The 25,480-nt window shown below is 67.7% G+C and carries 21 protein-coding genes; 6 read left to right on the plus strand and 15 right to left on the minus strand.

Features of this window, described 5'->3' with window-relative positions:
• Positions 1 to 3: 3 nt before the first annotated feature.
• The 8 genes from DIE22_RS26520 to flhD form a co-directional block, all read right to left on the minus strand.
• The gene (locus DIE22_RS26520) at positions 4 to 1,950 is read right to left on the minus strand and encodes a methyl-accepting chemotaxis protein (protein ID WP_124606460.1); all 1,947 of its coding nucleotides are present in this window, start codon (positions 1,948 to 1,950) and stop codon (positions 4 to 6) included.
• A gap of 37 nt (positions 1,951 to 1,987) precedes the next feature.
• Positions 1,988 to 2,503 (minus strand): chemotaxis protein CheW, encoded by a 516-nt coding sequence (gene cheW, locus DIE22_RS26525; RefSeq protein ID WP_059232701.1) that lies wholly within the window; start codon positions 2,501 to 2,503, stop codon positions 1,988 to 1,990.
• A 48-nt stretch (positions 2,504 to 2,551) separates the two neighbouring features.
• The gene (gene cheA, locus DIE22_RS26530) at positions 2,552 to 4,777 is read right to left on the minus strand and encodes a chemotaxis protein CheA (RefSeq protein ID WP_124606461.1); all 2,226 of its coding nucleotides are present in this window, start codon (positions 4,775 to 4,777) and stop codon (positions 2,552 to 2,554) included.
• Positions 4,778 to 4,810: 33 nt separating this feature from the next.
• A complete protein-coding gene (locus tag DIE22_RS26535; RefSeq protein ID WP_124500309.1) occupies positions 4,811 to 5,188 on the minus strand; it encodes a response regulator in 378 nt (125 codons plus the stop codon).
• Positions 5,189 to 5,212: 24 nt separating this feature from the next.
• Complete coding sequence (gene motB, locus DIE22_RS26540) at positions 5,213 to 6,232, minus strand: flagellar motor protein MotB (protein WP_124500308.1); 1,020 nt, start codon at positions 6,230 to 6,232, stop codon at positions 5,213 to 5,215.
• Positions 6,233 to 6,245: 13 nt separating this feature from the next.
• A complete protein-coding gene (gene motA / locus DIE22_RS26545; protein WP_124486860.1) occupies positions 6,246 to 7,106 on the minus strand; it encodes a flagellar motor stator protein MotA in 861 nt (286 codons plus the stop codon).
• 179 nt (positions 7,107 to 7,285) lie between these two features.
• The gene (flhC, locus tag DIE22_RS26550) at positions 7,286 to 7,840 is read right to left on the minus strand and encodes a flagellar transcriptional regulator FlhC (protein ID WP_124500307.1); all 555 of its coding nucleotides are present in this window, start codon (positions 7,838 to 7,840) and stop codon (positions 7,286 to 7,288) included.
• Positions 7,841 to 7,934: 94 nt separating this feature from the next.
• A complete protein-coding gene (flhD, locus tag DIE22_RS26555; protein WP_014895554.1) occupies positions 7,935 to 8,255 on the minus strand; it encodes a flagellar transcriptional regulator FlhD in 321 nt (106 codons plus the stop codon).
• 664 nt (positions 8,256 to 8,919) lie between these two features.
• On the opposite strand from flhD, the gene DIE22_RS26565 reads away from it, so the two are divergent.
• Entirely contained in the window at positions 8,920 to 9,984 is a 1,065-nt protein-coding gene (locus DIE22_RS26565) for a glycosyltransferase family 4 protein (protein ID WP_124500306.1), read from the plus strand.
• Positions 9,985 to 10,085: 101 nt separating this feature from the next.
• On the opposite strand, the gene DIE22_RS26570 is transcribed toward DIE22_RS26565, so the two are convergent.
• Positions 10,086 to 10,382, minus strand: coding sequence for an H-NS histone family protein (locus tag DIE22_RS26570; protein WP_069746440.1), 297 nt, complete (start codon positions 10,380 to 10,382; stop codon positions 10,086 to 10,088).
• Between the two features lie 300 nt (positions 10,383 to 10,682).
• Between DIE22_RS26570 and aqpZ the strand changes: the two genes are divergently transcribed.
• Positions 10,683 to 11,423 (plus strand): aquaporin Z, encoded by a 741-nt coding sequence (gene aqpZ / locus DIE22_RS26575; protein ID WP_124500305.1) that lies wholly within the window; start codon positions 10,683 to 10,685, stop codon positions 11,421 to 11,423.
• 104 nt (positions 11,424 to 11,527) lie between these two features.
• Here aqpZ and DIE22_RS26580 read toward each other — a convergent pair whose 3' ends face one another.
• Together DIE22_RS26580 and DIE22_RS26585 are read right to left on the minus strand one after the other, a co-directional pair.
• Positions 11,528 to 12,361 carry a Cof-type HAD-IIB family hydrolase gene (locus DIE22_RS26580; protein ID WP_124500304.1) on the minus strand — a complete coding sequence of 278 codons (834 nt, stop codon included), beginning with the start codon at positions 12,359 to 12,361 and terminating at the stop codon, positions 11,528 to 11,530.
• A gap of 323 nt (positions 12,362 to 12,684) precedes the next feature.
• Positions 12,685 to 13,566 (minus strand): BadF/BadG/BcrA/BcrD ATPase family protein, encoded by an 882-nt coding sequence (locus DIE22_RS26585; protein WP_124606462.1) that lies wholly within the window; start codon positions 13,564 to 13,566, stop codon positions 12,685 to 12,687.
• A gap of 141 nt (positions 13,567 to 13,707) precedes the next feature.
• Between DIE22_RS26585 and DIE22_RS26590 the strand changes: the two genes are divergently transcribed.
• Positions 13,708 to 14,313, plus strand: coding sequence for a DNA-3-methyladenine glycosylase I (locus tag DIE22_RS26590; RefSeq protein ID WP_124606463.1), 606 nt, complete (start codon positions 13,708 to 13,710; stop codon positions 14,311 to 14,313).
• A gap of 298 nt (positions 14,314 to 14,611) precedes the next feature.
• On the opposite strand, the gene rpsU is transcribed toward DIE22_RS26590, so the two are convergent.
• Positions 14,612 to 14,824, minus strand: a complete 213-nt coding sequence (rpsU, locus tag DIE22_RS26595) for a 30S ribosomal protein S21 (protein ID WP_006401410.1) — start codon at positions 14,822 to 14,824, stop codon at positions 14,612 to 14,614.
• A gap of 541 nt (positions 14,825 to 15,365) precedes the next feature.
• Here rpsU and DIE22_RS26600 point away from each other — a divergent pair.
• The 3 genes from DIE22_RS26600 (at position 15,366) to DIE22_RS26610 (ending at position 18,137) form a co-directional block, all read left to right on the plus strand.
• Positions 15,366 to 16,190, plus strand: a complete 825-nt coding sequence (locus DIE22_RS26600; protein WP_012362818.1) for a flagellin domain-containing protein — start codon at positions 15,366 to 15,368, stop codon at positions 16,188 to 16,190.
• Between the two features lie 187 nt (positions 16,191 to 16,377).
• Positions 16,378 to 17,805, plus strand: coding sequence for a flagellar filament capping protein FliD (gene fliD, locus DIE22_RS26605; RefSeq protein ID WP_124606464.1), 1,428 nt, complete (start codon positions 16,378 to 16,380; stop codon positions 17,803 to 17,805).
• A 35-nt stretch (positions 17,806 to 17,840) separates the two neighbouring features.
• Entirely contained in the window at positions 17,841 to 18,137 is a 297-nt protein-coding gene (locus tag DIE22_RS26610) for a flagellar protein FliT (RefSeq protein WP_124606465.1), read from the plus strand.
• Positions 18,138 to 18,283: 146 nt separating this feature from the next.
• Here DIE22_RS26610 and DIE22_RS26615 read toward each other — a convergent pair whose 3' ends face one another.
• The 3 genes from DIE22_RS26615 to DIE22_RS26625 form a co-directional block, all read right to left on the minus strand.
• Positions 18,284 to 20,545 carry a tetratricopeptide repeat protein gene (locus DIE22_RS26615; RefSeq protein ID WP_124606466.1) on the minus strand — a complete coding sequence of 754 codons (2,262 nt, stop codon included), beginning with the start codon at positions 20,543 to 20,545 and terminating at the stop codon, positions 18,284 to 18,286.
• Positions 20,542 to 23,028 carry a tetratricopeptide repeat protein gene (locus DIE22_RS26620; RefSeq protein WP_124606467.1) on the minus strand — a complete coding sequence of 829 codons (2,487 nt, stop codon included), beginning with the start codon at positions 23,026 to 23,028 and terminating at the stop codon, positions 20,542 to 20,544. The genes DIE22_RS26615 and DIE22_RS26620 overlap by 4 nt, the downstream gene beginning before the upstream one ends.
• Positions 23,025 to 25,480 (minus strand): tetratricopeptide repeat protein (locus DIE22_RS26625; RefSeq protein ID WP_124606468.1); only part of this gene is annotated, 2,456 nt, incomplete at its 5' end. The genes DIE22_RS26620 and DIE22_RS26625, both read right to left, overlap by 4 nt.

The following is a 25,480-nucleotide window of genomic DNA, read 5'->3' on the forward strand; positions in this document are numbered from 1 at the left end:
GGCTTAGAAGGTCTCCCAGTCGTCGTCGGAGGTACCGGCCGCGGCCAGCGCCGGCTTCTCGCCGTTCAGCGCCGGACGCACCAGTGCGGGCTTCTCGGCCGGCTTGTGCGCCGGTGCGGCCGCCTTCGCGAGACGCGGGCCGTAGCCGCCGGCGGCCGGCGTGTCCTTCGGTGCGCGTGCGGCGGCATCCGTCGGGCGCTTCGCTTCGTGGCTCGTTGCCGGTGCCGACGCGTGCGGCGCAGGCGCGGCGCGACGCGCCGGCTGGGCGGCGGCCTGCGGGGCCGGCAGTGCGGCCGGTGCGGCTTCATGGCGGCTCTGCGACGGCAACGCCGGCACCGCGGCCGGTGCGTGCGCGGCCGGGCGCGCGGCGCCGCGCGCCGGCGCGAGCGCGATGCCGCCCGCGACGCGCCACTCCGACACGATCGCCTTCATCTGGCGCGTCTGCTCCTCGAGCGACGCGGCCGCCGCCGCGGCCTGCTCGACGAGCGCCGCGTTCTGCTGCGTGACCGAGTCCATCTGGCCGACCGCGCGATTGACCTGCTCGATGCCGGTCGACTGCTCGTCCGACGCGGCGCTGATCTCGCCCATGATGTCGGTCACGCGGCGCACGGCCTGCACGATCTCGTCCATCGTCGAACCGGCCCGCGCGACGAGCGCCGACCCGCTTTCGACCTTCTCGGCCGAATCGCCGATCAGCTGCTTGATTTCCTTCGCGGCGCTCGCGCTGCGCTGGGCCAGCGAGCGCACCTCGCCCGCGACCACCGCGAAGCCGCGGCCCTGCTCGCCCGCACGGGCGGCCTCGACCGCCGCGTTCAGCGCGAGGATGTTGGTCTGGAACGCGATGCCCTCGATCGTGCCGATGATGTCGACGACCTTGCCCGAGCTCGCCGCGATGTCCTGCATCGTCGACACGACCTGGCCGACCACCTCGCCGCCGTGCGTCGCGATGTCGGACGCATTCACCGCGAGCTGGCTCGCCTGCCGTGCGTTCTCCGCGTTCTGCCGCACGGTGCCGGTCAGCTGCTCCATGCTCGATGCGGTTTCCTGCAGCGACGCGGCCTGCTCCTCGGTGCGCTGCGACAGGTCGGTGTTGCCGGTCGAGATCTCGCGCGCGCCGACGTCGATCGACTCGGTGCCGCGATGCACGGCCTGCACCATCGTCGTCACGGCGTCCTGCATCCGCTTGACGCCGCCGAACAGGCGGCCGATCTCGTTGGTGCTGAACACGTTCACCGGCTGCGTGAGGTCGCCGCCGGCGATGCGCTCGAAGTGCGCGATCGCGTCCTCGAGCGGCTTCACGATCAGCCCGCGCAGCGCGAAGCGGATCGCGATCACGACGACGAACGCGATCGCGATGCCGGCCGCGATCAGGCCGATCATCATCGAGATCTGCGACTGCGTCGCGGCCTGGCGTTCTTCCGCACGCTTCTGCAGCGACGCGATCACGGCCGATGCCGCCTGGTCGTACGCGACGAACATCGGGCTGATCTTGGTATCGGCGACCGCGTGATAGGCCGCCATGTCGCCCGCGCGCGCGGCCGCGAATTCCGGCTCGACACCTTCCTTCACGATCGTCGCGTAGCGCGCGGCGAGCTCGTCGACGAGCGCCTGCTCGACACCGAGCTTCGGCGTCGCCTGGAACGCCTGCCAGTTCTGGTTCGACTTCGCGTACAGCTCCTGCGCGCGGTCGAGCACCTTGCTCGCCTCGGCCGTGTTGCCGGCCTCGGTCAGCGAGCGGAAGCGGTCGAGCGACACGCGCGCGCGCAGCAGGTACGCCGACGTGTCGTCGAGCGAATGGATCGCCGGCAGATCGACGTGCGCGACCTCGTCGAGCGAGCGGCTCGCGTGATCGAGCGCGTAGAGGCCGAGCCCGCCGACCGCGGCGGCCAGGCACACGAGGATGAGTCCGACCGCCGTGAGCGTCGTGCGGATCGACCAGTTATGCAACATTGCAGATTCTCCCGAAATTGCTGCGCACGCGGCGCGCTTACCCGCCGAGCGTCTCGATCAGCGCCATTTCCCGGCTCGACATCAGCTTCTCGATGTCCATCAGGATCAGCATCCGGCCGTCGACCGTGCCGAGGCCCGTCAGGTACTCGGTCGTCAGCGTCGCGCCGAATTCCGGTGCCGGCATGATCTGGTCCGTCTGCAGCGTCAGCACGTCCGACACGCCGTCGACCACCATCCCGACCACCCGGTTCGACACGTTCAGGATGATCACGACGGTCTGGTGGTCGTACTCGACGCGGCCGAGATGGAACTTGATCCGCATGTCGACGATCGGCACGATGATCCCGCGCAGGTTGATCACGCCCTTGATGAACTCCGGCGCGTTCGCGATGCGCGTGACGCTGTCGTAGCCGCGGATTTCCTGCACCTTCAGGATGTCGATCCCGTATTCCTCGTCGCCGAGCGTGAAGACGAGGAATTCCTGGCCCGTCGCATCGCCCTGCGCGGCGTCGCGGCGGCTGGTCGCCGCGTTCGCCGCGGCCGGATTGATCATTTGGACTTCAGCAGACACGTTTGCCCCCAATCGGTTGAATGGCGAGAGTCAGAAGATCGCGAGCTCGGCGCCGGCTCGGGCACCGTGCATCGCACGGGTTTCGCGGTTCAGCGCCGCGACGTCGACGATCAGCGCGACGCTGCCGTCGCCGAGGATGGTCGCCGCCGAGATGCCGTGCACCTTGCGGTAGTTGGTTTCGAGGTTCTTCACGACCACCTGCTGCTGGCCGACCAGCTCGTCGATCAGCATCGCGAAGCGGCGTCCCTCGGTTTCCATGATCGTGACGATCCCCTGGGTCGGATCGGTGCGCGCGTCCTCGACCGAGAACACCTCGTGCAGCGCGACGAGCGGCAGGTATTCACCGCGCACGCGCACCACGCGCTCACCGTTGCCGACCGTGTAGATGTCGTCGTTCGACGGCTGCAGCGACTCCATCACGAAGTTCAGCGGCAGGATGAAGATCTCGCTGCCGACCTTCACCGACATCCCGTCGAGGATCGCGAGCGTGAGCGGCAGCACGATCCGCGTGGTCGTGCCGCGGCCGGCCTGCGACGTGATCTCGACATGGCCGCCCATCGACTGGATGTTGCGCTTCACGACGTCCATCCCGACGCCGCGGCCCGACACGTCGGTCACGGTCTCGGCGGTCGAGAAGCCCGGCGCGAAGATCAGCTGCCAGACTTCGTCGTCGCTGATGTTCTCGGAAATCTGCATGCCCTGCTTCGCGGCCTTCGCGAGGATCCGTTCGCGGTTCAGGCCCGCGCCGTCGTCGCTGACCTCGATCACGATGTTGCCGCCGTGATGCGCGGCCGACAGCACGAGCTGGCCGACCCCGTCCTTGCCGGCGGCGACGCGCCTGTCGACGGTTTCGATCCCGTGGTCGAGGCTGTTGCGCACGAGGTGCGTGAGCGGGTCGATGATCCGCTCGATCAGGCTCTTGTCGAGCTCGGTCGCCTGGCCGAACGTGACGAGCTCGACCTGCTTGCCGAGCTTGCCGGCGAGATCGCGCACGAGCCGCGGGAAACGGCTGAACACGTAGTCCATCGGCATCATGCGGATCGACATTACCGCTTCCTGCAGGTCGCGCGCGTTGCGCTCGAGCTGCGCCATCCCGTTGAACAGGCGGTCGTGCAGCGCCGGATCGAACGCGCTCGCGGTTTCCGCCAGCATCGCCTGCGTGATCACGAGCTCGCCGACCAGGTTGATCAGCTGGTCGACCTTCTCGACGCCGACGCGGATCGAGCTGCCTTCGGCGCCCGATGCGGCGGCAGCCGGGCGCGGACGCTTGTCGTCGTGGTGCGCGGCAGCCTGGGCGGCCTGCCCCGCCGGTTCGGCGTGCGCTTGCGGCGCCGGCGGCACGGCGGCGCTTGGCGGCACTTGCGCTTGCGGCGCGGCGGCGGCCGGTGCGGCACCGGCGGCTTGCGCGAATACCTCGACCCGGGCGGCGGGTTCCGGCGCGACGGCCGGCTCGGCCGCGGCCGGCGTGGCGGCCGGCGCCGCCGGTGCGGCCGGCGCGGTGCCGCGCGCGATGCGGATCTGGCTGTCGTCGATGACGAAGCAGCACACGGCGACGATGTCGTCGGACGGCACGTCCGATTCGAGCCACAGCGTCAGGTCCGCGCCCGCTTCCTCGCGGCCGACGATCCGGCCGAGATTGCCGAGCTCCTCGGTCAGCAGCGCCTGGTCCTTCGCGTCGACGCCGACGAGCGTGATCTTCAGGTGCGGGCCGTCCGTGCCGGCGTCGGCCGCATCGGCCGCCGGATGCGCGGCCGCGACGGCCTGTTCGACCACGTGATCGGGCGCGCGGTCGCTGCTGGCGGCCGGTGCCGGTGCAGTCGCCGCGGCAGGCGCGACCGGCGCAGCCTCCGCGGGCGCACCTGCGCCGCTCTCGGCCTTCAGCCGTTCGAGCTTCGCGCAGATCGTCGCGGCGGCCGCCGCGTCCGGCTCGGCGCTCGCGCGATAGTCGGCCAGCTGGTCGGACAGCACGTCCTTGGTCTCGAGGAACGCGTCGACCATTTCCTTGGTCAGCGTCAGCTCATGGTTGCGCGCGCGGTCGAGCAGCGACTCGAGGATGTGGGTCGTCTCGGTCAGCGCGGAAAAGCCGAACGTCGCCGCGCCGCCCTTGATCGAATGCGCGGCGCGGAAGATCGCGGCCAGGTCCTCGGGGTCGGGCGAGCCGACGTCGAGGTTCAGCAGCAGTTGCTCCATCTGCGCGAGCAACTCGTCCGCTTCGTCGAAAAAGGTCTGGTAGAACTGCGTGATGTCGAGAGTCATGCCCGGTCACCGGTTGGATTCGTCGCGTTCATGTCAGGAGGCGGTCTGCTCGGAGAGCGTCGCGACCAGGTCGAGCAGCACCGCCGGGTCGATCGGCTTTTCGATCCAGCCGGTCGCGCCCGCGTCGCGCGCGGCGTCCTTGAAAGCGTCGCTGCCTTCGGTCGTCAGCACGAGGATCGGCGTGTCCGTGTACGCCGTCAGCTTGCGCAGCGCGGCGATCACCTCCAGGCCGTTCTTGCGCGGCATGTTCTGGTCGGTCAGCACCAGGTCGTACGGCACCGTGGCCGCCATGTCGAAGCCGGCTTCCCCGTCCGGCGCCACGGTCACGTCGTAGCCGGCCTGCGCAAGCGTCGCCTGCAGCAGCGCACGCATGGTCGCGGAGTCGTCGATGGCGAGAATGGTTCGGATCATGTCTGTCTCGGAATCTTGGATACGTCAGGGTTTCGGCGCGACCGCGACGGCGCTCGCGAGCGCCGGTCGCGCGGCCGGCGACGGGCCGCCGAGCTGCTGGGCCAGCAGCTTCGAGCCCGCCGCGTCGGCCGACAGCGTCGTGGTCGTCGCGTCGTCGCGCATCAGCGCTTCTTCGGATTTGCGGTTCAGCACGATCACGCTGATCCGGCGGTTTTCCGGATCGAGCGCATCGGCCTTGTTCAGGTTCTGCGTCGACGCGAGGCCGAGCACGCGCAGCACCTTCGCCTCGTCCATGCCGCCCGCGATCAGCTCGCGGCGCGACGCGTTCGCGCGATCGGCCGACAGCTCCCAGTTGCTGTAGCCGCCCTCGCCGCCCGCGTACGGCACCGCGTCGGTGTGGCCCTGGACGATGATCCGGTTCGGCACGTCGTTCAGCGTCTTGCCGATCTCGCGCAGGATGTCGCGCATGTACGGCTCGACGTGGTCGCTCGACATCGCGAACATCGGCCGCTTCTGCGAATCGACGATCTCGATGCGCAGCCCCATCAGCGTCGAATCGATGCGGATCTGCTGCCTGAACTGGCGCAGCGTCGGGTTCGCCTCGATCGCCGCCATCAGCTTGATCTGCAGGTCGTGCAGGCGCGTCTGCTCGAGCCGGTCCTGCGCGCCCTGCGCCTGCGACCGCGAATGGTCGTCGCCGGCTTTCGCGACGCGATCGGCGAGCGACGTCGTGCCGTCGGTGCGGCGCAGCGTGCCCGCGTCGGCGCTCGACAGGTCGCGGCCGCCGCCGTTGATGATGCTGGAGTCCTGCGAGCTGCGGTCGCCGCTGCCGAACAGCGCGGCCTTCAGCGGCGTGTTGAAGTATTCGGCGATTCCCTTCAGCTGCACCGGCGTGACCGAGCTCAGCAGCCACATCAGCAGGAAGAACGCCATCATCGCGGTCATGAAGTCCGCATACGCGAGCTTCCATGCGCCGCCGTGGTGGCCCTTCTTCTGCGGGGCCACCCGTTTCACGACGATCGCGCGATCCTTGCTCTTGCTCATCGAACGCTCCGCGTCACTTCGCCTTCACGCGCCGCACGTGCTCTTCGAGCTCCGTGAACGACGGACGCTCGGTCGAGAACAGCACCTTGCGGCCGAACTCGACCGCGATCGCCGGCGCATAGCCGTTCAGGCTCGCGAGGATCGTCACCTTGATGCACTGGAACATCTTGGTCGACTCGGCGACGCGCTGCTCCGCGAGGCTCGCGAGCGGCCCGATCAGCCCGTACGACAGCAAAATCCCGAGGAACGTGCCGACCAGCGCCTGCGCGATCATCGCGCCGAGCACCGCGGGCGGCTTGTCGGCCGACGCCATCGTGTGCACGACGCCCATCACGGCCGCGACGATCCCGAACGCCGGCATCGCGTCGCCGACGCGCATCAGCGCATGCGCGGGGCCTTCGCCTTCCGCGTGGTGCGTCTCGATCTCCTCGTCCATCAGGCTCTCGATCTCGAACGCGTTCATGTTGCCGCCCACCATCAGGCGCAGGTAGTCGGTCAGGAATTCGACGATGTGGCGATCGGCGAGGATCTTCGGGTATTGCGTGAAGATCGGGCTCTTGTCCGGATCGTCGATGTCGGCCTCGAGCGTCAGCGTGCCTTCCTTGCGCGCCTTCGCGAGCAGCACGTACAGGAGCGCCATCAGTTCCATATAGACGTCCTTGGTGTACTTCGAGCCCTTGAAGAGCGTCGGCAGCACGCGCAGCGTCGCCTTGATGGTCTTCATGCCGTTGCCGAGGATGAACGCGCCGACGCCCGCGCCGGCGATCATCAGGATCTCGAGCGGCTGGACCAATGCGCCCAGATGCCCGCCTGCCAGCGCGTAACCGCCGAAGACGGACAACAGCGTCACGAGTGTTCCCACGATAATCAGCACTGCCTGTCCCTCACGAAAGACCGGCGGGGAGACCGCCGTTAATCAGGTTTACGGCAGTCGGCAGGAAAACTTTCGCGGCTGCGCCGCGGCGCCGCGGCGGTGTTTACCAGCAAGCGCCGGCCGGTTTGCCCGGCACGCGGCAACCAGCCGGCTCCCGCCCGGCTCCCGTCCGGCGGGGTTCAGGCCGCGGCGGCAGCCAGCTCGGCACGCGCCGCGGCGGCCTTGCGGGTCTTGCCCGCACGCGACGGCGGCTGGCACAGGCCGCACACGAAACCTTGATGCGGATCATGCGCATGCGCGACGAAATGGCCGCCGCAGCGCGTGCACGGGGTCATCTGCAGCATCCCGGAATCGAAGAAGCGCACGAGCGTCCACGCGCGCGTCAGGCTCAGCGCGGCCTCGTCGCCGGACAGGTTCACGTGCTCGAGGTAGAGCCGGTATGCCTTCACGATCGACTGGATCGGTTCGCAGCGGCCGTGGTCCTGCATGAACCGGTAGATGTTGTAGAACAGCGACGAGTGGATGTTCGGCTGCCACGTCATGAACCAGTCGGTCGAGAACGGCAGCATCCCCTTCGGCGGCGACGCGCCCTTCAGTTCCTTGTACAGCTTGATCAGGCGGTCGCGCGACAGGCTCGTCTCCGCCTCCAGCAGCTGCAGCCGGGCGCCCAGTTCGATCAGTTCGATGGCGAGGGTGATTTCCTTCACCTCGATCACGACGCTTTTGCTTGCCATGTTGAATAACCGTCTGCTTGACGTGGTTCGGATGAGTGGCCAATACGCCGCCCGCCGGCGCGGCGCGCCGGGACGAACGCAAGGCGGAAAAGGATCAGCGGACGCTTTCGACCGGCTGGCCGGCCATCAGGATGGCCGAGTGCGCGTGCGTGACGACGTCGCTGCGCCCCTTGTCGGCGAGCGACGACAGCAACGCGTGATCGTCGAAGCGGAAACGGCACAACATCTGGTTCGATGCGGCGAGCTTCACGGTCTGGGCGAGCGTGAGGTTCGCGAGCACGTCGGCCAGTTCCTGGGACACGCCCATGCGGAACATGCCCATCGCCTTGTCTTCCCGCAGCAGGCGCTGCGCGAGGAGGAGGTACGACAGGTTGACCTCTTTGATCTCACTGAGCATTTCGCTGGTGGCGCTCATGATTCCCCCGTTAAGAGCTTTGCTTTGGCCTTTCATTATGAAAACGTTTGCTCGATCAGGCCGCACTGGGCGCGCTGTCGGCACGTTTATAGTCTTACAGGGCGAATTTTGGCCAAACGGCATTTATGCCGGTATCAGCGAAGTGGCGCATGCCGCGCAGGATTTGTCTGTAAACCGTGTAGGAATTTTTCCGACAAGGCGAACTGAAAGGGGACAAACGGCGGGGGCGCGTGGCGCGCGAATTCGTCGGTGATGCGGTCCGATATTGGACGAATCCGGCTGAAGTCCGTCCGGCAAGGCTGCCGGCCAGTGAATCGGCAAAAATTATAGTGGTTTTTCACAATATCGCAACAATAGTTGCGTCCATCTCGATTCATGCATCCGCACCCTTTTTATCGGGGTTTTCGCGTATTTCAGCGTGTAACAAGCCTTAAGTGTTTGAAAAAACACTCGAACCCCGGAAGGCGATATCGATAATGGACTCCAATGGGCAGCGGCGGGAGCCGCGCCGGCCCGCCCCGCAACTTGCCGCCCGGCGTCCCGCGCATCCCGCCACGGACCCGGCTACGCACCGCCCAAGGCGTGCGTCGGCGAGTTCCGCAACCTTGTATCGGACCAGCATCCGCACTCGAGCACCCACGCTGGTCGACACCGGAGAACGCCCATGCGTATTGCCCAGATCGCGCCGCTTTACGAAGCCGTCCCGCCGAAACTCTATGGCGGCACCGAGCGTGTCGTGTCCTACCTCACCGAGGCGCTCGTCGAGCTCGGCCATGACGTGACGCTGTTCGCCAGCGGCGACTCCGTCACGTCCGCCCGCCTCGAGGCGGCATGGCCGCGCGCACTGCGGCTCGACCCGTCGATCCGTGACTCGATGGCGCCCCATATGCGCCTGATCGAGCAGGTCGCCCGTGTCGCGCACGAATTCGACGTGCTGCACTTCCACCTCGACTACCTGCCGTTCCCGCTGATGTCGCGCCTCGATACGCCTTACGTGACGACGCTGCACGGCCGCCTCGACCTGCCGGAGCTGCAGCCGGTGTTCGACGCGTTCCCCGACGCACCGGTCGTCTCGATCTCGAATTCGCAGCGCAAGCCGCTGCCGCAGGCAGCCTGGGCCGGCACCGTGTATCACGGACTGCCCGACACGCTGCTCACGCCGCAACCGGACGTGAAACCCGAATACCTCGCTTTCCTCGGCCGGATCTGTCCCGAAAAACGGGTCGACACCGCGATCCGGATCGCCGCGCAAAGCGGGCTGCCGCTGAAGATCGCCGCGAAGGTCGACAAGGCCGATGCGGACTACTTCAAGGAAGTGATCGAGCCGCTGCTCGGCGAAGCCCATGTCGAATTCATCGGCGAGATCAACGAGGCGCAGAAGCCGGCATTCCTCTCCGGCGCGAAGGCGCTGCTGTTCCCGATCGACTGGCCGGAGCCGTTCGGTCTGGTGATGATCGAGGCGATGGCCTGCGGCACGCCGGTCGTGGCGTTCAACCGCGGCTCGGTGCCGGAAGTGATCGAGGACGGCGTGACCGGCTTCATCGTCGAGGACGTGCAGGGCGCGGTCGGCGCGCTGCACCGGATCGACAGCCTGTCGCGCGACGCGATCCGCGCACGCTTCGATACGCGTTTCAGCTCGAAGGCGATGGCGCGACGTTACGTCGAAACTTACGAATCGCTTTGCACGGCGGCAAAACAGCCGGCGCTGCGCCGGGTCGCGGGCGCCTGACGCCGAAATTCGTCAGGAAATATGCCGGAAAATTCGCGCCGAAATCGGTGCGGAAAAACCAAAGAGCCGCATCGCCGATGCGGCTCTTTCTTTTTGGGCGGTCATTCGATCAGGAATCGATCGCGGTTTTTCCCGACGATCCAATTCGGCGGCTTGCCGCGCCCGCTCCAGGTTGCACCCGACTTCGGGTCGCGGTATTTCGGAGGCAGCGGCGCCTTTTTCGGCGGACGGCCGCGCCGCGCTCGCTCCACGAAGCCCAGATCCTGGGCCGTCAGCCCATATTCGGCAATCATTCGCTGGACGTCGGCGATCACCGCCGCCACTTCCTGGCGACGCACGTCATCCGCCTGCGCCTGCAGATCGGCGATCTGCGCCTTGAGTTTCGCGTATTGAGACATTTTTCGACTCCCTTTTTTCCATGATGCGGCTCCGGCGAGTCCGGCCGGAACACCAACACCCGTTACGTCGTCTGCACTGCCGCCCTGCTCTTCGAAATTAATGCTGTCATCTTTAACCGATTCGGCTATATCGAGAATGCGGACTTATTCTAATAAAAGCCATTCGTCAGCCATTCAAATTTAACAATCGTTGACCCTCTCGAAGCCGATTCATTTCCTATAATCCAGACCAATTCCGGGCGTCGGAATAAGTCGTCCGGTCGTCCGATTGTCGTCAACCCACTTGAACAAGGTCCTTACATGAATCTTTCTCAGCGTCTGGCTGCAGAGGCATTCGGCACGTTCTGGCTCGTGCTCGGCGGGTGCGGAAGCGCCGTGCTGGCCGCCGCCTTTCCGGGCCTCGGCATCGGCTTTGCCGGCGTCGCACTTGCATTCGGCCTGACCGTGCTGACGATGGCATTCGCAATCGGCCATATTTCGGGTTGCCATTTGAATCCGGCTGTGAGCGTGGGCCTGACGGTCGCCGGCCGCTTCCCGGCGCGCGATCTCGCGCCGTACATCGTGGCGCAGGTGGTCGGTGCGACGCTCGGTGCGTTCGTGCTGTACCTGATCGCGACCGGCAAGCCGGGCTTCGACGTCGTCGGCAGCGGCTTTGCGACGAACGGCTTCGGCGAACGCTCGCCCGGCCACTACGCGCTCGGCGCGGCGTTCATCTGCGAAGTCGTGATGACGGGCTTCTTCCTGTTCGTGATTCTCGGCGCCACCGACAAGCGCGCACCGGCCGGCTTCGCGCCGATCGCGATCGGCCTGTGCCTGACGTTGATCCACCTGATCTCGATCCCGGTCACCAACACGTCGGTGAACCCGGCCCGCTCGACCGGCCCCGCGCTGTTCGTGGGCGGCGAGGCGATCGGGCAGCTGTGGCTGTTCTGGGTCGCGCCGATCATCGGCGCGGCAATCGCGGGGATCATCTACCCGCTGATCGCGGGGCGCGACGATGCCGTCGCCCTGCTGCCCGCATCCGCTCGCACTATCGAATAAACACTACGGGGTCACGCGAGCAGAGCAGCGAGCCTCACGCTGTCGAACAACATCGAGGCAGGTAATTTGGACGGGCGCCGCTGGCGCCCGTTTTTCATGTTCGCTCAGGACGCGGCGACGCCGTCGAGGGTGCCTTCGAGCGCGAACAGCATGCGCAGGTGGCGGGCGACACCCGCGTCGAAGTTGTTGCCGATCCGCGGGATGTGCGGCAGGTGCGCGATCAGGTCGGGGTTTGCGTTGTTCATCATGAATGCATGGCCGGCCGTTTCCAGCAGGTCGATGTCGTTCATGTTGTCGCCGAACGCGATGCAGTGGCCGGCGTCGACGCCGAGCCGGGCGAGCACCGTACGCAGCGCGCGGCCCTTCGACACGTCGGCGGTCATCACTTCGAGACAGTCGGGCAGCGAGTACGTGACGTACAGCGCGTCGCCGAACCGCACGCGCATCTGCTCGGCGACCACCGCCAGATCGGCCGGCTCGCCGATGTACAGCACCTTCGCGATGTCCGCGCCGTCGTGCGCGGCCATGTCGATCACGTCGTACCGGAAACCCGAATCCTGGTGGAACTCGAGCAGGTGCGGCGCCTCGCGGTCGATCAGCCAGCCGCGGTCGGTGAACAGGTTGACGATCACGCGCCCGTGCGCGCCGGTGACGCCCGGCTGCACGAGGCCGCGGACGATCGCGGGATCGATGTCCTGCGCATGGATCGCCGTATCGTCCGGCGCATGCACGCGCGCACCATTCGACGTGATCAGGTACGGCCGGATGCCCAGCACGTCGCGGATGCCCGCGACGTCCGCGTAGTGGCGCCCCGTCGCGATCACGAACTGCAGGCCGTCGCGGTCGAGCCGGCGGACGGTCTCGATCGTGTACGGATCGAGCTGGTGATCGCTGTTCAGCAGGGTGCCGTCGAGATCGGTGGCGATGACTTTGTACATGGGGACCGGAGAATGGCGCGCAGGACGCTGCGGAACCGCTATTTTAACGTCGTGCCCAGGGGCGCGCCGGGCGGTTGGGGGAACGGGCGGAGGTGGCGGGTTTCAGGCGGTTCGGCCCTCGGCGCGCTGCCGGTTCGGCCTGGTCAGCCTGTTGGGTCCGCTCGGTCCGCTCGGTCCGCTCGGTCCGCTCGGTCCGCTCGGTCCACTCGGTCCACTCGGTCCACTCGGTCCGCCCGATACGCTCGATACGCGCAACCCACCCGACCTGCCTGACCCGGCCAGCCTGCCCGGCCCACTCACCACGCTCTGGCCACTTGAACCATTCATCCCGCCTCAGCCGCCCTCAACGCCTGCAGCGCGAGCCGCAACGCGCCATGCGCGGAATCGTCGAGCGGCGCGCGCAGCCGGGCCGCGTGACGCGCCGGCACGGCCGGTTCAAGCGCGCCGGCCAGCCCGCCGCACAGCGCAACCGGCAGCGCCTGCCGCGGATCGAGCGCGTCGATCATCTTGCCGATCTCGTCGCCGGCCTGCGCGATCAGCGCGGCCGCGTGCGGATGGGTGCGGTGCGCGAACACGATCGGCGCAAGGCGCGCATAGATCGTCTGGTTCGCATCGCACGACCACTGGACGAGTGCGTCTCGATCGTGCGCCCCCGTTTCCGCGAGCAGCGCGTCGGCGAAGGCGTCGCGCGGCACGCGGCCGTCGAGCGCCTGCTGGGCATACGCCAGCGCGCGCACGCCGAGCCACGCGCCGCTCGCCTCGTCGCCGGACGGAAAGCCGAAGCCGCCCGCGATGCGGCATTCGCCCGCCGCGTCGACCGCCGCCGCGATGCTGCCCGTGCCGAGCGCGACGATGAGCCCCGGCGCGCCGGCGTGCGCGCCGACGACGGTCGTATAGGCGTCGCTTTCGACCGCGAGCGCGTCGAGCGGCGCCTGCGCACGGAACGCGGCGAGCCACGCGGTATTGTTGACGCCCGCGAGCCCGCAGCCGAGCGCGCACTGCGACCAGTCGAACGCGAGCCCCGCCCGCGTGAATGCGTCGGCACAGGCCGCGCCAATCGATGCCCACGCGCGCTCGATGCCGAGGCCGAGCCCGGATGGGCCGCCGCGCCCCTGCGCGAGCTCGCGCCCGTGCCGGTCGGCCAGTACCGCGCGGGTGCCGGTGCCGCCGCCGTCGATGCCGATCGCAAACAGTAATGCAGTCATGCGTTGATCCCGCTGATTCGAACAGGCGCCAAGCTTAACCGGATCGGCGCCGCGCGCCCATCTGCCGTTCGGCCGGCTATGCCGTGAATGGGCCTTCCGCTATGCTGGCACGATCGAATCGACACGGGAACGAGGCTGACGATGCCGCAGCGGTGCAACTGGGTAAGGACGGAAGCGGATGCTCACTATCACGACACCGAGTGGGGCGTGCCGTCGCATGACGATCGCCATCTGTTCGAAATGCTGATTCTGGAAGGCGCGCAGGCGGGGCTGTCGTGGTCGACGATCCTGAACAAGCGCGCCGGCTATCGCGAGGCGTTCGCCGACTTCGATATCGACCTGGTCGCGCGCTTCACGCCGAAGCGCATCGAGAAGCTGCTCGAGAATCCCGGTATCGTGCGCAATCGCGCGAAGGTCGAATCCGCGGTAACCAATGCACGGGCCGTGCAACGCATTCGCGACGACCACGGGTCGCTCGCGCACTTCCTGTGGTCGTTCGTCGACCACACGCCGGTGCAGAACGCATGGCAGTCGTATCGCGACGCGCCCGCGTCGACCGCCCAGTCGGACGCGCTCAGCAAGGCGCTGAAGGCGTACGGCTGCAAGTTCGTCGGCTCGACGATCTGTTATGCGCTGATGCAGGCAACCGGGATGGTCAACGACCACGAGGCCGGCTGCCCGTGTCACGTCAAATGCGCGGCGCTCGGCGGCAAGCAGAATCCGGCACGGCGCCGCAACGCAGGCTGACGGCGGCGGAAATTTTTCGGCTGGCCGGCTGGCCGGCGGGCCGGATAGCCGCATCATCGTGTCAGCGCACCAAACTCACGATCGGCCCGAGCGCGAAGATCGACGTCCGAACGGGGGTAGCCAGCGGCGAGCGCCGCCGGCTACCGATCGAAATCGCCATGCCACCGTCGGGCCAACGCCGCCGCTCGACCTTCCCCGTCCCGGCGCCGCGAGGCCGTTTCCGGCCCCGAAAAGCAAAACGGCGGAGCGGCTTCTTTCGAAGCACGCTCCGCCGTTTCGCGGCGAACCCGAGACGCTCTTAGTGGAGCTTCTTCGGCAGCATCTGGCTGCGCAGGCGCTTGTGCAGGCGCTTGACGGCTGCTGCCTTCTTGCGCTTGCGGACTGCGGTCGGCTTTTCGTAGGACTGGCGTTCGCGCAGTTCAGCGATCAGGCCATTTTTTTCGATAGCACGGCGAAAGCGGCGAATCGCCACTTCGAACGGCTCGTTTTCTTTCAGAAGAATCGTCGTCATGTCGTTCCTAAATTGCTTAAACGGTCAAAAACGTAGCGGCCAAGCGCCACGCACCGGCCATCCGAGCGTCCCCACAACAGGCGAAACGAGCGGAAATACGGCCTCGGAGGCCGGAAAAGAGAGGCGGAAAGCACCGCGAGTACGCTTCACAAGCCGCGTGCAGCGCCGCGTTTGACTGCCAGCAAGAATGCCGAGACGGCACAGGCTTGACAGAAAATCTCAATTCAGCCCGCCATCATATCAGGAAATCACAGACAAAACTACCCTTTTGTCGATCCCGATTCACCGTCCTGCGCGGCGCGGCCGCACACGCCGTCCAACGAGGCCATCGCACGGCCCGGTCAAAATCGCTGCCGGCCATGCCGGGCGCGGACTTCACGGCGCCCCGGCCAGTCCGTCCCGAATTTCCTCGAACATCCCTCTAAAGTTTTCGCCGGGTGCCGCCGTCAACCAGGAAAGGCGGGCAGCGCCACTCGCGATAAAGCGCAACGCCGAAAACGATCCTGTCTGTACTCAGGCATTTTCCAAAACGAGGAAGCAAATGCTGAACATCAACACCAACATCCTTTCGCTGACGACGCAGACGAATCTGTCGGGCTCGCAAAGCGCACTGTCGCAAGCGATCAACCGCCTGTCGTCGGGCAAGCGCGTGAACACGGCAGCCGACGACGCGGCAGGTCTCGCGATCTCGACGACGCAAACGGCCGCGATCAACGCGCTGACGCAAGGTGTCGCAAACGCGAACAACGGTATCTCGATGATCCAGACCGCAGCCGGCGCGCTGCAGTCGACCGTCGACAACCTGCAGCGTATCCGTACGCTGGCAGTCGAATCCGGCGACGGCTCGCTGGACTCGAACGCACGTGCCAACCTGCAAGCTGAAGTCACGACGCGTCTGGGCGAAATCGACCGCGTGGCAACGCAAACGACGTTCAACGGCCAGACCATCCTGAGCAACGCCGGCAACGTCACGTTCCAGGTCGGCGCATCGGCGAACCAGACCGTTGCCGTCAACTTCGGCGCGACCGTGTGGACGAGCACGGGCGCAGGCCTGAGCCTGAGCGGCCTGACGGTCAGCGACCAGACGAGCGCACAGTCGGCGATCACGGCAATCGACACGGCACTGAAGAACGTCAACACGTTCCAGGCAACGCTGGGTGCAGCACAGAACACGTTCCAGGCTGCGATCACGACGACGCAAACGCAGGCAACCAACATGAGCGCAGCGCGTTCGCAGATCACCGACGCGGACTTCGCGACGGAAACGGCGAACCTGAGCAAGGCGCAAGTGCTGCAACAAGCCGGCATCTCGGTGCTCGCGCAAGCGAACTCGCTGCCGCAGCAGGTCCTGAAGCTCCTGCAGTAATCGGGAATATCCGCGCCGGGCTCGCCGCCCGCGCACACGGCGTCGTCCGCGTTGCGGCGCGCGACGACGCCGGTTCGGCCCACCGAACCCGACACTCCAGGGAGGCACGCCTCCCTGCTTGCATTTGAATCGAAGCACGGCGCCCCGCCGGAACGCGCGCCATCACGCAAACGACTGGAGCACCCGCATGACCACGACGAGCACGAGCACAAGCACGACCGATATCGGCAGCCTCCTGGCGCAGGCCGGGCAATCGATCATCAGCGGCGCGACCAATTCGACGCTCGACGTCAGTTCGCTCGTGTCGGCACTGGTTACCGCGAAGACGGCCGGTCAGACCCAAACCCTCACGACCCGGCAGACGGCAGACAACACCGAGCTGTCGGCGGTCGGCAAACTCAAATCGGCGCTGTCCGCGCTGCAGACCGCGATCGCCGGTCTCGCGAACGGCACGACGCTGAGCGGCCTCGCGGCGACCGCGAGCGGCAACGGCATCACCGCGTCGGTCAAGAGCGGCGGCGGGGCGGTCGCAGGCTCGTACTCGGTCAACGTCACGCAGCTCGCGAGCGCGAACAAGCTGTCGTCGGCGGGCCTCACGTCGTCCGACACGATCTCGGCCGGTTCGCTGAGCATCACGCTCGGCAGCAACACGGCGTTCAACGTCAACGTCGCTGCCGGCGCATCGCTGTCCGACATCGCGACCTCGATCAACACGACAGCCGGCAACCCGGGCGTCACCGCGTCGGTGATCACCGGCTCGGACGGCCAGCATCTCGTGATCCAGTCGAACAACACCGGCGCGGCCAACACGGTGTCGGTGAGCGGCACCGGCGTCAACTCGAAGCTGACGTCGGGCTATACCACCGTGACGCCGGCCGCGGACGCGAAATTGACCGTCGATGGCACGCCGGTGAGCAGCGCATCCAACAGCGTGTCCGGCGTGCTGACGGGCGTCACGCTGAACCTGACGTCGGCCGCGCTGAACACGACCCAGACGGTCACGCTTTCGCCCGACACGACGGCCACGACGAGCGCGATCAACGCATTCGTCAACGCCTACAACAGCTACGTGACGACCGCGCAGTCGCTGTCGTCGTACGACCCGAACACGTCGACGGCCGGCCCGCTGCTCGGCGACTCGATGCTGAACACGATCTCGAACGGTCTCGCGACCGCGATCAGCGGCGGCGTCACGACGGGCAGCCCGAGCACGACCTATTCGCTCGCGGCGATCGGCATCAACCTGCAGGCCGACGGGACGCTGCAGGTCGACTCGACCACGCTGAACACCGCGCTCACGTCGAACAGCCCGGCCGTTGCCGCGCTGTTCAACACGACGAACGGCGTCGGCCAGACGCTGAACAAGCTGGTCAACACGTACACGCAGACGAACGGCCTGATCGACCAGCGCACCACGGCGATCAATACGGACCTGAAGAACCTGTCCGACCAGGCGACGCAGCTGAAGAACTACTCGGCTCAGCTCACCACGCAGTACAACGCGCAGTTCACCGCGCTGAACAACCTGATGGCGACGATGGCGAACAACACGAAGTACCTGACCCAGTTGTTCGGCGGCTCGAACAGCGCCGGTGCGCTCGCCACCAACAAGTAAGCGGCCTGTTCGCACGACGGATCCGGACGACGACCATGACGACCGATACGCTGAATCAAGCGCTCCACCTGACCCAGGCGATGCAGTCGGCCACCGCGCTGCGCGACTGGGAACGCGTCGCGGCGCTGGCCGACGCGCGCTCGCCGCTGTTGATGGGCCTGTCGCCCGAGCAGACGCCGGCGGCGCTCGACACGATCCGCCGGATCATGGACATCGACGCGTCGATCGCGCAGGACGCACAAGCCGATCGCGACCGCCTCACGCAACAGTTCACCGCATCGCGCGAGCGGATTCGCGCGGCCGGCCTCTATCAGTCGACCGGCATGCTGTAGGCACAAGAACAACAACGCGCGCCGCCGTCGAGCGTGCGCCGATGCCGTAGCGTCGAGCCGCCTTCGGGCGGCTATTTTTTTGCGTCGAGAAGAACGGGACGGCACGGTGCGGATCCGCACCGTGCCGGATCGGCTGCGTCGCCCGACTAGCGAGCGGCCGCCGCCGCATCGACCATCTGCGCGAACGCCGCTTCCAGATTCCGGGCGAAGCGCGGCGCATCGCACAGCGGCGAGCGCAGCAGCCGCGCGCGCAACCCGGCCCGCACCGCGGCGACATGCGGCAGGTCGTTCGCGAACGCGGCGGCCTTCGCGACGTAGTCGTCGTCGTGGTCCGCGATCCATTCGGGCATCCCGAGCGTATGCAGGATGCTTTCGCCGATATGCGACAGGAACCGGTCGCCGCGCCGCGTGATGACCGGCGCGCCCATCCACAGTCCTTCCATGCTCGTCGTGCCCCCCGGATACGGAAACGGATCGAGCACGATGTCGATGTCGTTGTACGTGCCGATATGCGCGAGCCGTTTCGATCCGCCACGCAGCAGCAGGCGCTCGGCGGGAATGCCGTGTGCCGCGAAGCGTGCGGCGATGCTCGTGCGCAGCGCGGCTTCTTCCAGTTGCGCCGACTTCAGCAGCAGGCGCGAACCGGGTACCGCATGCAGCACGCGCGACCACAGCGCGACGACGGCGTCGCCGATCTTGTTCGCGTTGTTCAGGCAGCCGAACGTGACGACACCTTCGCGCGCGGCCGGTAGCGGCCCGACCTCGAGCGGCTGGGCGGGCGGCGTGAAGCACAGATAGCTGTCGGGCAGCCGCCATGGCCGCTCGACGAAGTGACGTGCTTCGTCGTCAGGCAGCACGTGGCGATCGCCGATCACGTAGTCGATCGCGGCGATGCCCGTCGTCGCGAAATAGCCGAGCCAGGTCGCCTGCACCGGTGCCGGCTTCCATGCGAACACCGGCAGGCGGTTCGACGCGGTATGACCGCTCAGGTCGAGCAGCACGTCGATGCGGTCGTGCTCGATCAGGTCGGCGGCCGCGCGGTCGTCGAGCGCGGTGATGTCGCGCCATAGCGAGAAATGCCGCTTGAGCGCGGCGGTCGTGTCGTCCTCCGCCGACTGCGTCGCGTAGGCCACCGCTTCGATGCGCGACGGATCGAGCGCCGCGACGACGCTCAGCAGGAACACCGCGACCGGATGCGACTTCAGGTCGCCGGACACGAACCCGACGCGCAATACACGCCCGGCGGACGGCCGCGGCACATGCGTACGCGGCGATGCCTGCGCGGCCATCCGCGCGCCGAATTCGCGCGCGCGATCGAGCAGTTGCGCGGGCGACAGCCGGTCCGTGCCGGCCGCGTGAAACATGCGGCCCGAATGCGCATTGCGGTACGCCGGATCGAGTTCGAGTGCGCGATCGTAGCTCGCGAGCCCCGCATCGAGGTGCCACAGCGCGCACAGGATGTCACCCATCACGGCGTGCATCTGCGCAGTCGGGTTCGGCAGCGACAGCGCGATACGACAGCTGTCGAGCGCCTCGCGCCGCTTGCCCTGCCGGACCAGCGTCTGCGCAAGATGGTGATGCAGGTCGGCTCGATCGGGCGCCGCGGCCAGCGCGCGCCGCAGGCTTGCGACCGTGCCGTCGAGATCGCCCGCGCGCTCGAGCGCGGCCGCAAGGTGGAACAGGCAGTCGACTTCGCCCGATTGCGCCGCGCGGGTGAGGCTCGCGATCGCCGCGTCGAGTTCGTCGCGCTCGAACAGCAATCCGCCAAGCGCGTGATGCGCGGCATGCAGTTCCGGTTGCAGCGCTATCGCGTGGCGGTAGCACGCGATAGCGTCGTCGGGCCGGCGTTGTGCACGCAGTACGTTGCCCTGGTTGAAGCGGGCCTGCGCGTAGCCGGGATCGAGCGCGATCGCCTTCTCGTACGCGCGCGCCGCGGCGTCCAGTTCGCCCTTGTCCTGCAGTGCGTTACCGAGATTGTTGTAGGCCGGCGCGTAATCGGGGCGCAGCCCGAGCGCCTGTGCACAGCTCAGCATCGCGGCATCCGCGTCGCCTGCGTCGCGCAACGCGTTGCCGAGGTTGCTGTGCGCCTCCGCATAGCCGGGCGCGAGCGAAATCGCGCGCCGGTATGCAACGAGCGCATCGTCGAGCCGACCGTGCGCGCGCAGCATGTTGCCGAGGTTGTTCAGGTAGACGGGATCGGCGCGCAGCGCGATCGCGCGCTCCATCAGCGCGAGGCCGGCCGGGAACTGGCCGAGCTGGCACGCGAGCAGCCCGAGGAAATGCGTCGCGTCCGGCTGATCCGGCTCGTCGCGCCGGATTGCCTCGTACAGCACGCGCGCGTCGTCGAAGCGCCCGGCCTGGTGGTGCACGAACGCCGCGTTCAGCCATTGCGCGACAGTGCCCGTCATGAGCGTGTTCCATCCGTGTCGCCGGCCACGTAGCGGGCCCACATCCCGTGGAAGGCATCCTCGAGATTGCGCGCGAAGCGCGCCGCATCGCACAGCGGCGACGCGAGCGTGCGTTCGCGCAGCGTCGCGCGCAACGCCGCGAGCGCGTCGCGGTCGCTCGCGAATGCGATCGCCTTCGCGAGATACGCGTCCTCGTCGGCCGCGATCCAGCGGCCCATCCCGGCCGCATGCAGCAGGCTTTCGCAGATATGCGTAACGAAGCGGCCGCCCTTCATCCCGATCACCGGCACGCCCATCCACAGCGCTTCGGCCGTCGTCGTGCCGCCCGGATACGGGAACGGGCTCAGTGCGATGTCGATCCGGTTGTACGCGTTGAAGTACTCCGCGCGCGGCGAACCGCCTTCGAGGATCAGCTGGTGCGCGCCGATGCCGTGCCGCGCGAAGCGTTCGAGCGTCGCGCGGTTCAGGTCGCTCGCGCCGAGTTCGTGCGCCTTCAGCATCAGCCGCGCATCGGGCAGCGCGTGCAGCAGGCGCGACCACAACGCGATCACGTCATCGCTGATCTTCGTGAGCTTGCCGAAGCAGCCGAACGTCACTCCGCCGTTCGTGGCCATCGGCAGCGGTCCGACCTCGACGTCGTAAGCCGGCGGCGTGAAGCACAGGTAGCTGTCCGGCAAATGCCACGGCTGCTCGACGAAGTGATGCGCCTCGTCGGCCGGCAGCGTATGCGGATCGCCGATGAAGTAGTCGATCGCGCGGCAGCCGGTCGTCGCGAAGAAGCCGAGCCAGCTCGCCTGCACGGGCGCGGGGCGGTGCGCGAACACGGGCAGACCGCTCCAGTTGGTGTGGCCGGCCAGGTCGATGAGCACGTCGATGCCGTCGTCGCGAATCATCCGCGCGGCCTGGTCGCGATTCAGGCACGTGAGCTTCTTCCAGCTCGCGAAACCCGCCTTCAGCCGCGCGGTCACGTCGTCCTCGACGACGAAGGTCACGTATGCATGCGGCTCGATGCGCGTGCGATCGAGGTGCGCGAGCACGCTTTCGAGGAAGATCCCGACCGGATGCTGGCGCAGGTCGCCGGACACGAAACCGACGCGCAGCGGCCGGCCGCACGCCTGCAGCGCACGCTGTTCGCGGTCGTGCGGCAGCAGCCGCGCGTCGCGCGCCAGGTAGTCGCCGTAGCGCCGCGCATCGACGATCCAGTCCTCGGGCGCGAATGCCGGCGAGCTCGACATGTTGAACAGCAGCCGCGCGTAAGCGCGGTGCGGATCGTGTTCGACGGCTTCGCGAAACGCATCGACCGCCCCCGCGAAATCGCGCTTGGCCCAGCGGATGTCGCCGAGCGTCAGCTGGATCTTCACCGGATCGACGCCGAGCTCCTGCGCGATCCGGTATTCGCTCATCGCCTCGTCGAGCTTGTCGAGGCGGAACAGCGCGGCCGCGAGATTGTGGTGCGCGTCCGCGTCGTCGGGATTCAGGTCGATCGCGTGGCGATGGCTCAGCTCGGCCGCTGCCATGCGGTCGAGGTTGTGATACGCGAGGCCGAGGAAGTTGTACGCATCCGCGAGCGCGGGATCGAGTTCGATCGCATGCCGGCACAGGCGCATGGATTCCTCGTATTCGCCCTGCTGGCAACGCAGCTCGCCGAGCCGGCACCATGCGGACGCGTAGCCGGGATCGATCTCGCACGCACGCTCGAACATCCGCGCGGCGCCATCGAAGTCGTTCATGCTGCGCAGCGACCGCCCGAGCGCGCAATGGCCTTCGGCGTCGTCCGGTTCGAGCCCCGCCCGCGCATGCTCGAGCGCGCCGTCGAAATCGTCGGTCGCCCGCAGCGCGGCCGCCAGCCCGCGATGCGCGACGCGCAGCGCGGGGTTCAGTTCGATCGCGCGGTGGTAGTGCACGCTCGCATCCGCGTGCCGCTCCTGCGCGCGCAGCACATTGCCGAGGTTACTGTGCGCTTCCGCGTACGCGGGATGAAATGCGATCGCCTTGCCATAGCTCGCCGCGGCCGCCTCCAGCTCGCCCAGGTCCTGCAGCACGTTGCCGAGGTTGTTGTATGCCTCCGCGTAACCGGGGCGCAGCTCGATCGCGCGCGAACAGCTCTGCATCGCCTCGGCCGGCTCGCGCGCATCGCGCAGCGCGTTGCCGAGGTTGTTGTGCGCTTCCGGATAGTCGGGACGCAGCGCCACCGCGCGACGGTAGTGCGCGATCGCGTCGTCGAGCCGACCGCACTCGCGCAGCATGTTGCCGAGATTGTTGAAATACGACGCGTCCGGCCGCGCGGCGAGCGAGCGCTCCATCAACGCGAGGCCCGCGTCGTACTGCTTCAGCTGGCACGCGAGCAGCCCGAGGAAGTGCATCGCGTCCGGCTGTCCGGGCTGCGCGTGCAGGATCGCGTCGTACAGCGTCTTCGCTTGCGCGAGACGGCCGGCCTGATGGTGCGCGAGTGCCTGCTGCAAGGCCTGCTGGATATCGTTCATGCTGTCTGTGCCGTTTCCGTATAGCGTGTCCACATGCCGACGAAGGCATCTTCGAGATTGCGTGCGAAGCGCGCCGCATCGCACAGCGGCGACGCGAGCGTGCGTGCGCGCAGCGTCGCGCGCAACGCCGCCAGCCGCGCGCCGTCCTGCGCGGCCGCGACCGCCTTCGCGACATAGTCGTCCTCGTCGCCGGCGATCCAGTCGGGCATCCCGGCCGCGTGCAGCAGGCTCTCGCAGATGTGCGTGACGAACCGTCCGCCCTTCATCCCGAGCACCGGCACGCCCATCCACAGCGCCTCGGCCGTCGTCGTGCCGCCCGGATACGGGAACGGGCTCAGCGCGACGTCGATCCGGTTGTACGCAGCGAAATAGTCGGCGCGCGGCGATGCGCCGTCGAACAGCAGCCGGCCCGCGTCGATCCCGTGCCGTGCGAAGCGCGCGGCGGTCGCGTCGCGCACCGCCGCCTGTTCGAGTTCGCGCGCCTTCAGCAACAGCCGTGCGCCGGGCAGCGCGTGCAGCACGCGCGACCATACGCGCACGACGTCGTCGCCGAGCTTCACGAGCTTGCCGAAACAGCCGAACGTGACGTGGCCGTTCGCGGCCAGCGGCAGCGGACCGACCGCGACGTCGTCGGACGGCGGCGTGAAGCACAGGTAGCTGTCGGGCAGCCGCCACGGTTGCTCGACGAAATGATGTGCCTCGTCGGCCGGCAGCGTGTGCGCGTCACCGATGAAATAGTCGATCGCGTCGCTGCCCGTCGATGCGAAGAAGCCGAGCCAGCTCGCCTGCACGGGTGCCGGCTTCCAGCCGAATGCGGCCAGGCCGCTCGCCTGCGTATGGCCGGCGAGGTCGACGAGCACGTCGACGCCGTCGTCGTGAATCGTGCGGGCGGCCGCCTGCGGATCGCATCCGGCAATCGAACGCCAGACGGCCACGTGCGGCTTCAGTCGCGCGGTGAGCGCGTCCGCTTCGTCGGACGTCGTGTACACGTACGGCGAAATGCGTTTGCGATCGAGATGCGCGAACACGCTTTCGAGGAAGATCCCGACCGGGTGCTGCCGCAGGTCGCCCGATACGAAGCCGACTCGCAGCGTGCGCTGCCGCGCATCGGCCGCGCGTTCGCGCACATCATGCGTATAACGCGTCGAACGCGCCGCGAGGTGACGGCCGTAGCGGCGCGCGTCGTTCAGGTAGTCGGCCGGGGACACGTTCGCCGATGCCGCCGCGGCGAACAGCAGGCGGCCGAGCACCTCCGCCGCGTCGTCGCCCGCGTCGTCGCGCACCAGCGCAAGTGCGTCGCGGTACGCGGGCACCGCGGCGTCGACGTTGCCCTGCGCGCGCAGGATGTCGCCAAGATTCACGTACATCGACACGGTCGGGCGGCCAGCCGCCAGCGCCTGCCGGCAATACGCGAGCGCCTCGGCGTGCCGCTCGCGCTTGAGCAGCACGACCGACAGGTTATGGCACGTGCCGCCGTCGGCCGGATTCAGTTCGAGCGCGGTGCGGTAGCACGCTTGCGCCGCGACGAGATCGCCCAGCCCGTGGTGAGCGCTGCCCGCCTGGTTGTGCGGGTCGGCGAGATCCGGTGCGATGCGGATCGCATCCCGCGCATGCGCGAGCGCTTCCGCGTAACGCGCCTGGCGGCGGCGCACGCCGCTGAGGTTCGCGTGCGCGACGGCCATCGATGCATCGAGCGCGATCGCGCGTGCGTAGTGCGCCGCGGCGCCGTCGAGGTCACCCGCGTCGCGCAGCACGCCCGCGTAGTTGTTGTGCAGGCTCGCGTCGCCGGATTCGGCCGCGGCAGCGCGCAGCACACCCGCGGCCTCACCCAGTTCGCCGAGCGCCCACAGCGACAGGCCGAGGCCATGAGACGCGGCGGGCAGCGCGGGACTCAGTTCGATCGCGCGCCGGTAGTGCGCGATCGCATCCGCATGCCGCTCCTGCGCGCGCAACACGTTGCCGAGGTTACTGTGCGCTTCCGCGTACGCGGGATGAAATGCGATCGCCTTGCCGTAGCTCGCCGCGGCTGCCTCCAGCTCGCCCAGGTCCTGCAGCACGTTGCCGAGGTTGTTGTATGCCTCCGCGTAACCGGGGCGCAGCTCGATCGCGCGCGAACAGCTCTGCATCGCCTCGGCCGGCTCGCGCGCGTCGCGCAGCGCGTTGCCGAGGTTGTTGTGCGCTTCCGGATAGTCGGGACGCAGCGCCACCGCGCGACGGTAGTGCGCGATCGCGTCGTCGAGCCGACCGCACTCGCGCAGCATGTTGCCGAGATTGTTGAAATACGACGCGTCCGGCCGCGCGGCGAGCGAGCGCTCCATCAACGCGAGGCCCGCGTCGTACTGCTTCAGCTGGCACGCGAGCAGCCCGAGGAAGTGCATCGCGTCCGGCTGTCCGGGCTGCGCGTGCAGGATCGCGTCGTACAGCGTCTTCGCTTGCGCGAGACGGCCGGCCT

This window comes from Burkholderia sp. Bp9142, from assembly GCF_003853415.1.
GTDB lineage: Bacteria > Pseudomonadota > Gammaproteobacteria > Burkholderiales > Burkholderiaceae > Burkholderia.

What these genes read in the sequence shown, in the direction of transcription:
- DIE22_RS26520 (WP_124606460.1), bottom strand. Translation starts at nt 1,950, where the DNA reads ATGTTGCATAACTGGTCGATCCGCACGACGCTCACGGCGGTCGGACTC.
- cheW (WP_059232701.1), bottom strand. Translation starts at nt 2,503, where the DNA reads ATGATCAATCCGGCCGCGGCGAACGCGGCGACCAGCCGCCGCGACGCC.
- cheA (WP_124606461.1), bottom strand. Translation starts at nt 4,777, where the DNA reads ATGACTCTCGACATCACGCAGTTCTACCAGACCTTTTTCGACGAAGCG.
- DIE22_RS26535 (WP_124500309.1), bottom strand. Translation starts at nt 5,188, where the DNA reads ATGATCCGAACCATTCTCGCCATCGACGACTCCGCGACCATGCGTGCG.
- motB (WP_124500308.1), bottom strand. Translation starts at nt 6,232, where the DNA reads ATGAGCAAGAGCAAGGATCGCGCGATCGTCGTGAAACGGGTGGCCCCG.
- flhC (WP_124500307.1), bottom strand. Translation starts at nt 7,840, where the DNA reads ATGGCAAGCAAAAGCGTCGTGATCGAGGTGAAGGAAATCACCCTCGCC.
- flhD (WP_014895554.1), bottom strand. Translation starts at nt 8,255, where the DNA reads ATGAGCGCCACCAGCGAAATGCTCAGTGAGATCAAAGAGGTCAACCTG.
- DIE22_RS26565 (WP_124500306.1), top strand. Translation starts at nt 8,920, where the DNA reads ATGCGTATTGCCCAGATCGCGCCGCTTTACGAAGCCGTCCCGCCGAAA.
- DIE22_RS26570 (WP_069746440.1), bottom strand. Translation starts at nt 10,382, where the DNA reads ATGTCTCAATACGCGAAACTCAAGGCGCAGATCGCCGATCTGCAGGCG.
- aqpZ (WP_124500305.1), top strand. Translation starts at nt 10,683, where the DNA reads ATGAATCTTTCTCAGCGTCTGGCTGCAGAGGCATTCGGCACGTTCTGG.
- DIE22_RS26580 (WP_124500304.1), bottom strand. Translation starts at nt 12,361, where the DNA reads ATGTACAAAGTCATCGCCACCGATCTCGACGGCACCCTGCTGAACAGC.
- DIE22_RS26585 (WP_124606462.1), bottom strand. Translation starts at nt 13,566, where the DNA reads ATGACTGCATTACTGTTTGCGATCGGCATCGACGGCGGCGGCACCGGC.
- DIE22_RS26590 (WP_124606463.1), top strand. Translation starts at nt 13,708, where the DNA reads ATGCCGCAGCGGTGCAACTGGGTAAGGACGGAAGCGGATGCTCACTAT.
- rpsU (WP_006401410.1), bottom strand. Translation starts at nt 14,824, where the DNA reads ATGACGACGATTCTTCTGAAAGAAAACGAGCCGTTCGAAGTGGCGATT.
- DIE22_RS26600 (WP_012362818.1), top strand. Translation starts at nt 15,366, where the DNA reads ATGCTGAACATCAACACCAACATCCTTTCGCTGACGACGCAGACGAAT.
- fliD (WP_124606464.1), top strand. Translation starts at nt 16,378, where the DNA reads ATGACCACGACGAGCACGAGCACAAGCACGACCGATATCGGCAGCCTC.
- DIE22_RS26610 (WP_124606465.1), top strand. Translation starts at nt 17,841, where the DNA reads ATGACGACCGATACGCTGAATCAAGCGCTCCACCTGACCCAGGCGATG.
- DIE22_RS26615 (WP_124606466.1), bottom strand. Translation starts at nt 20,545, where the DNA reads ATGACGGGCACTGTCGCGCAATGGCTGAACGCGGCGTTCGTGCACCAC.
- DIE22_RS26620 (WP_124606467.1), bottom strand. Translation starts at nt 23,028, where the DNA reads ATGAACGATATCCAGCAGGCCTTGCAGCAGGCACTCGCGCACCATCAG.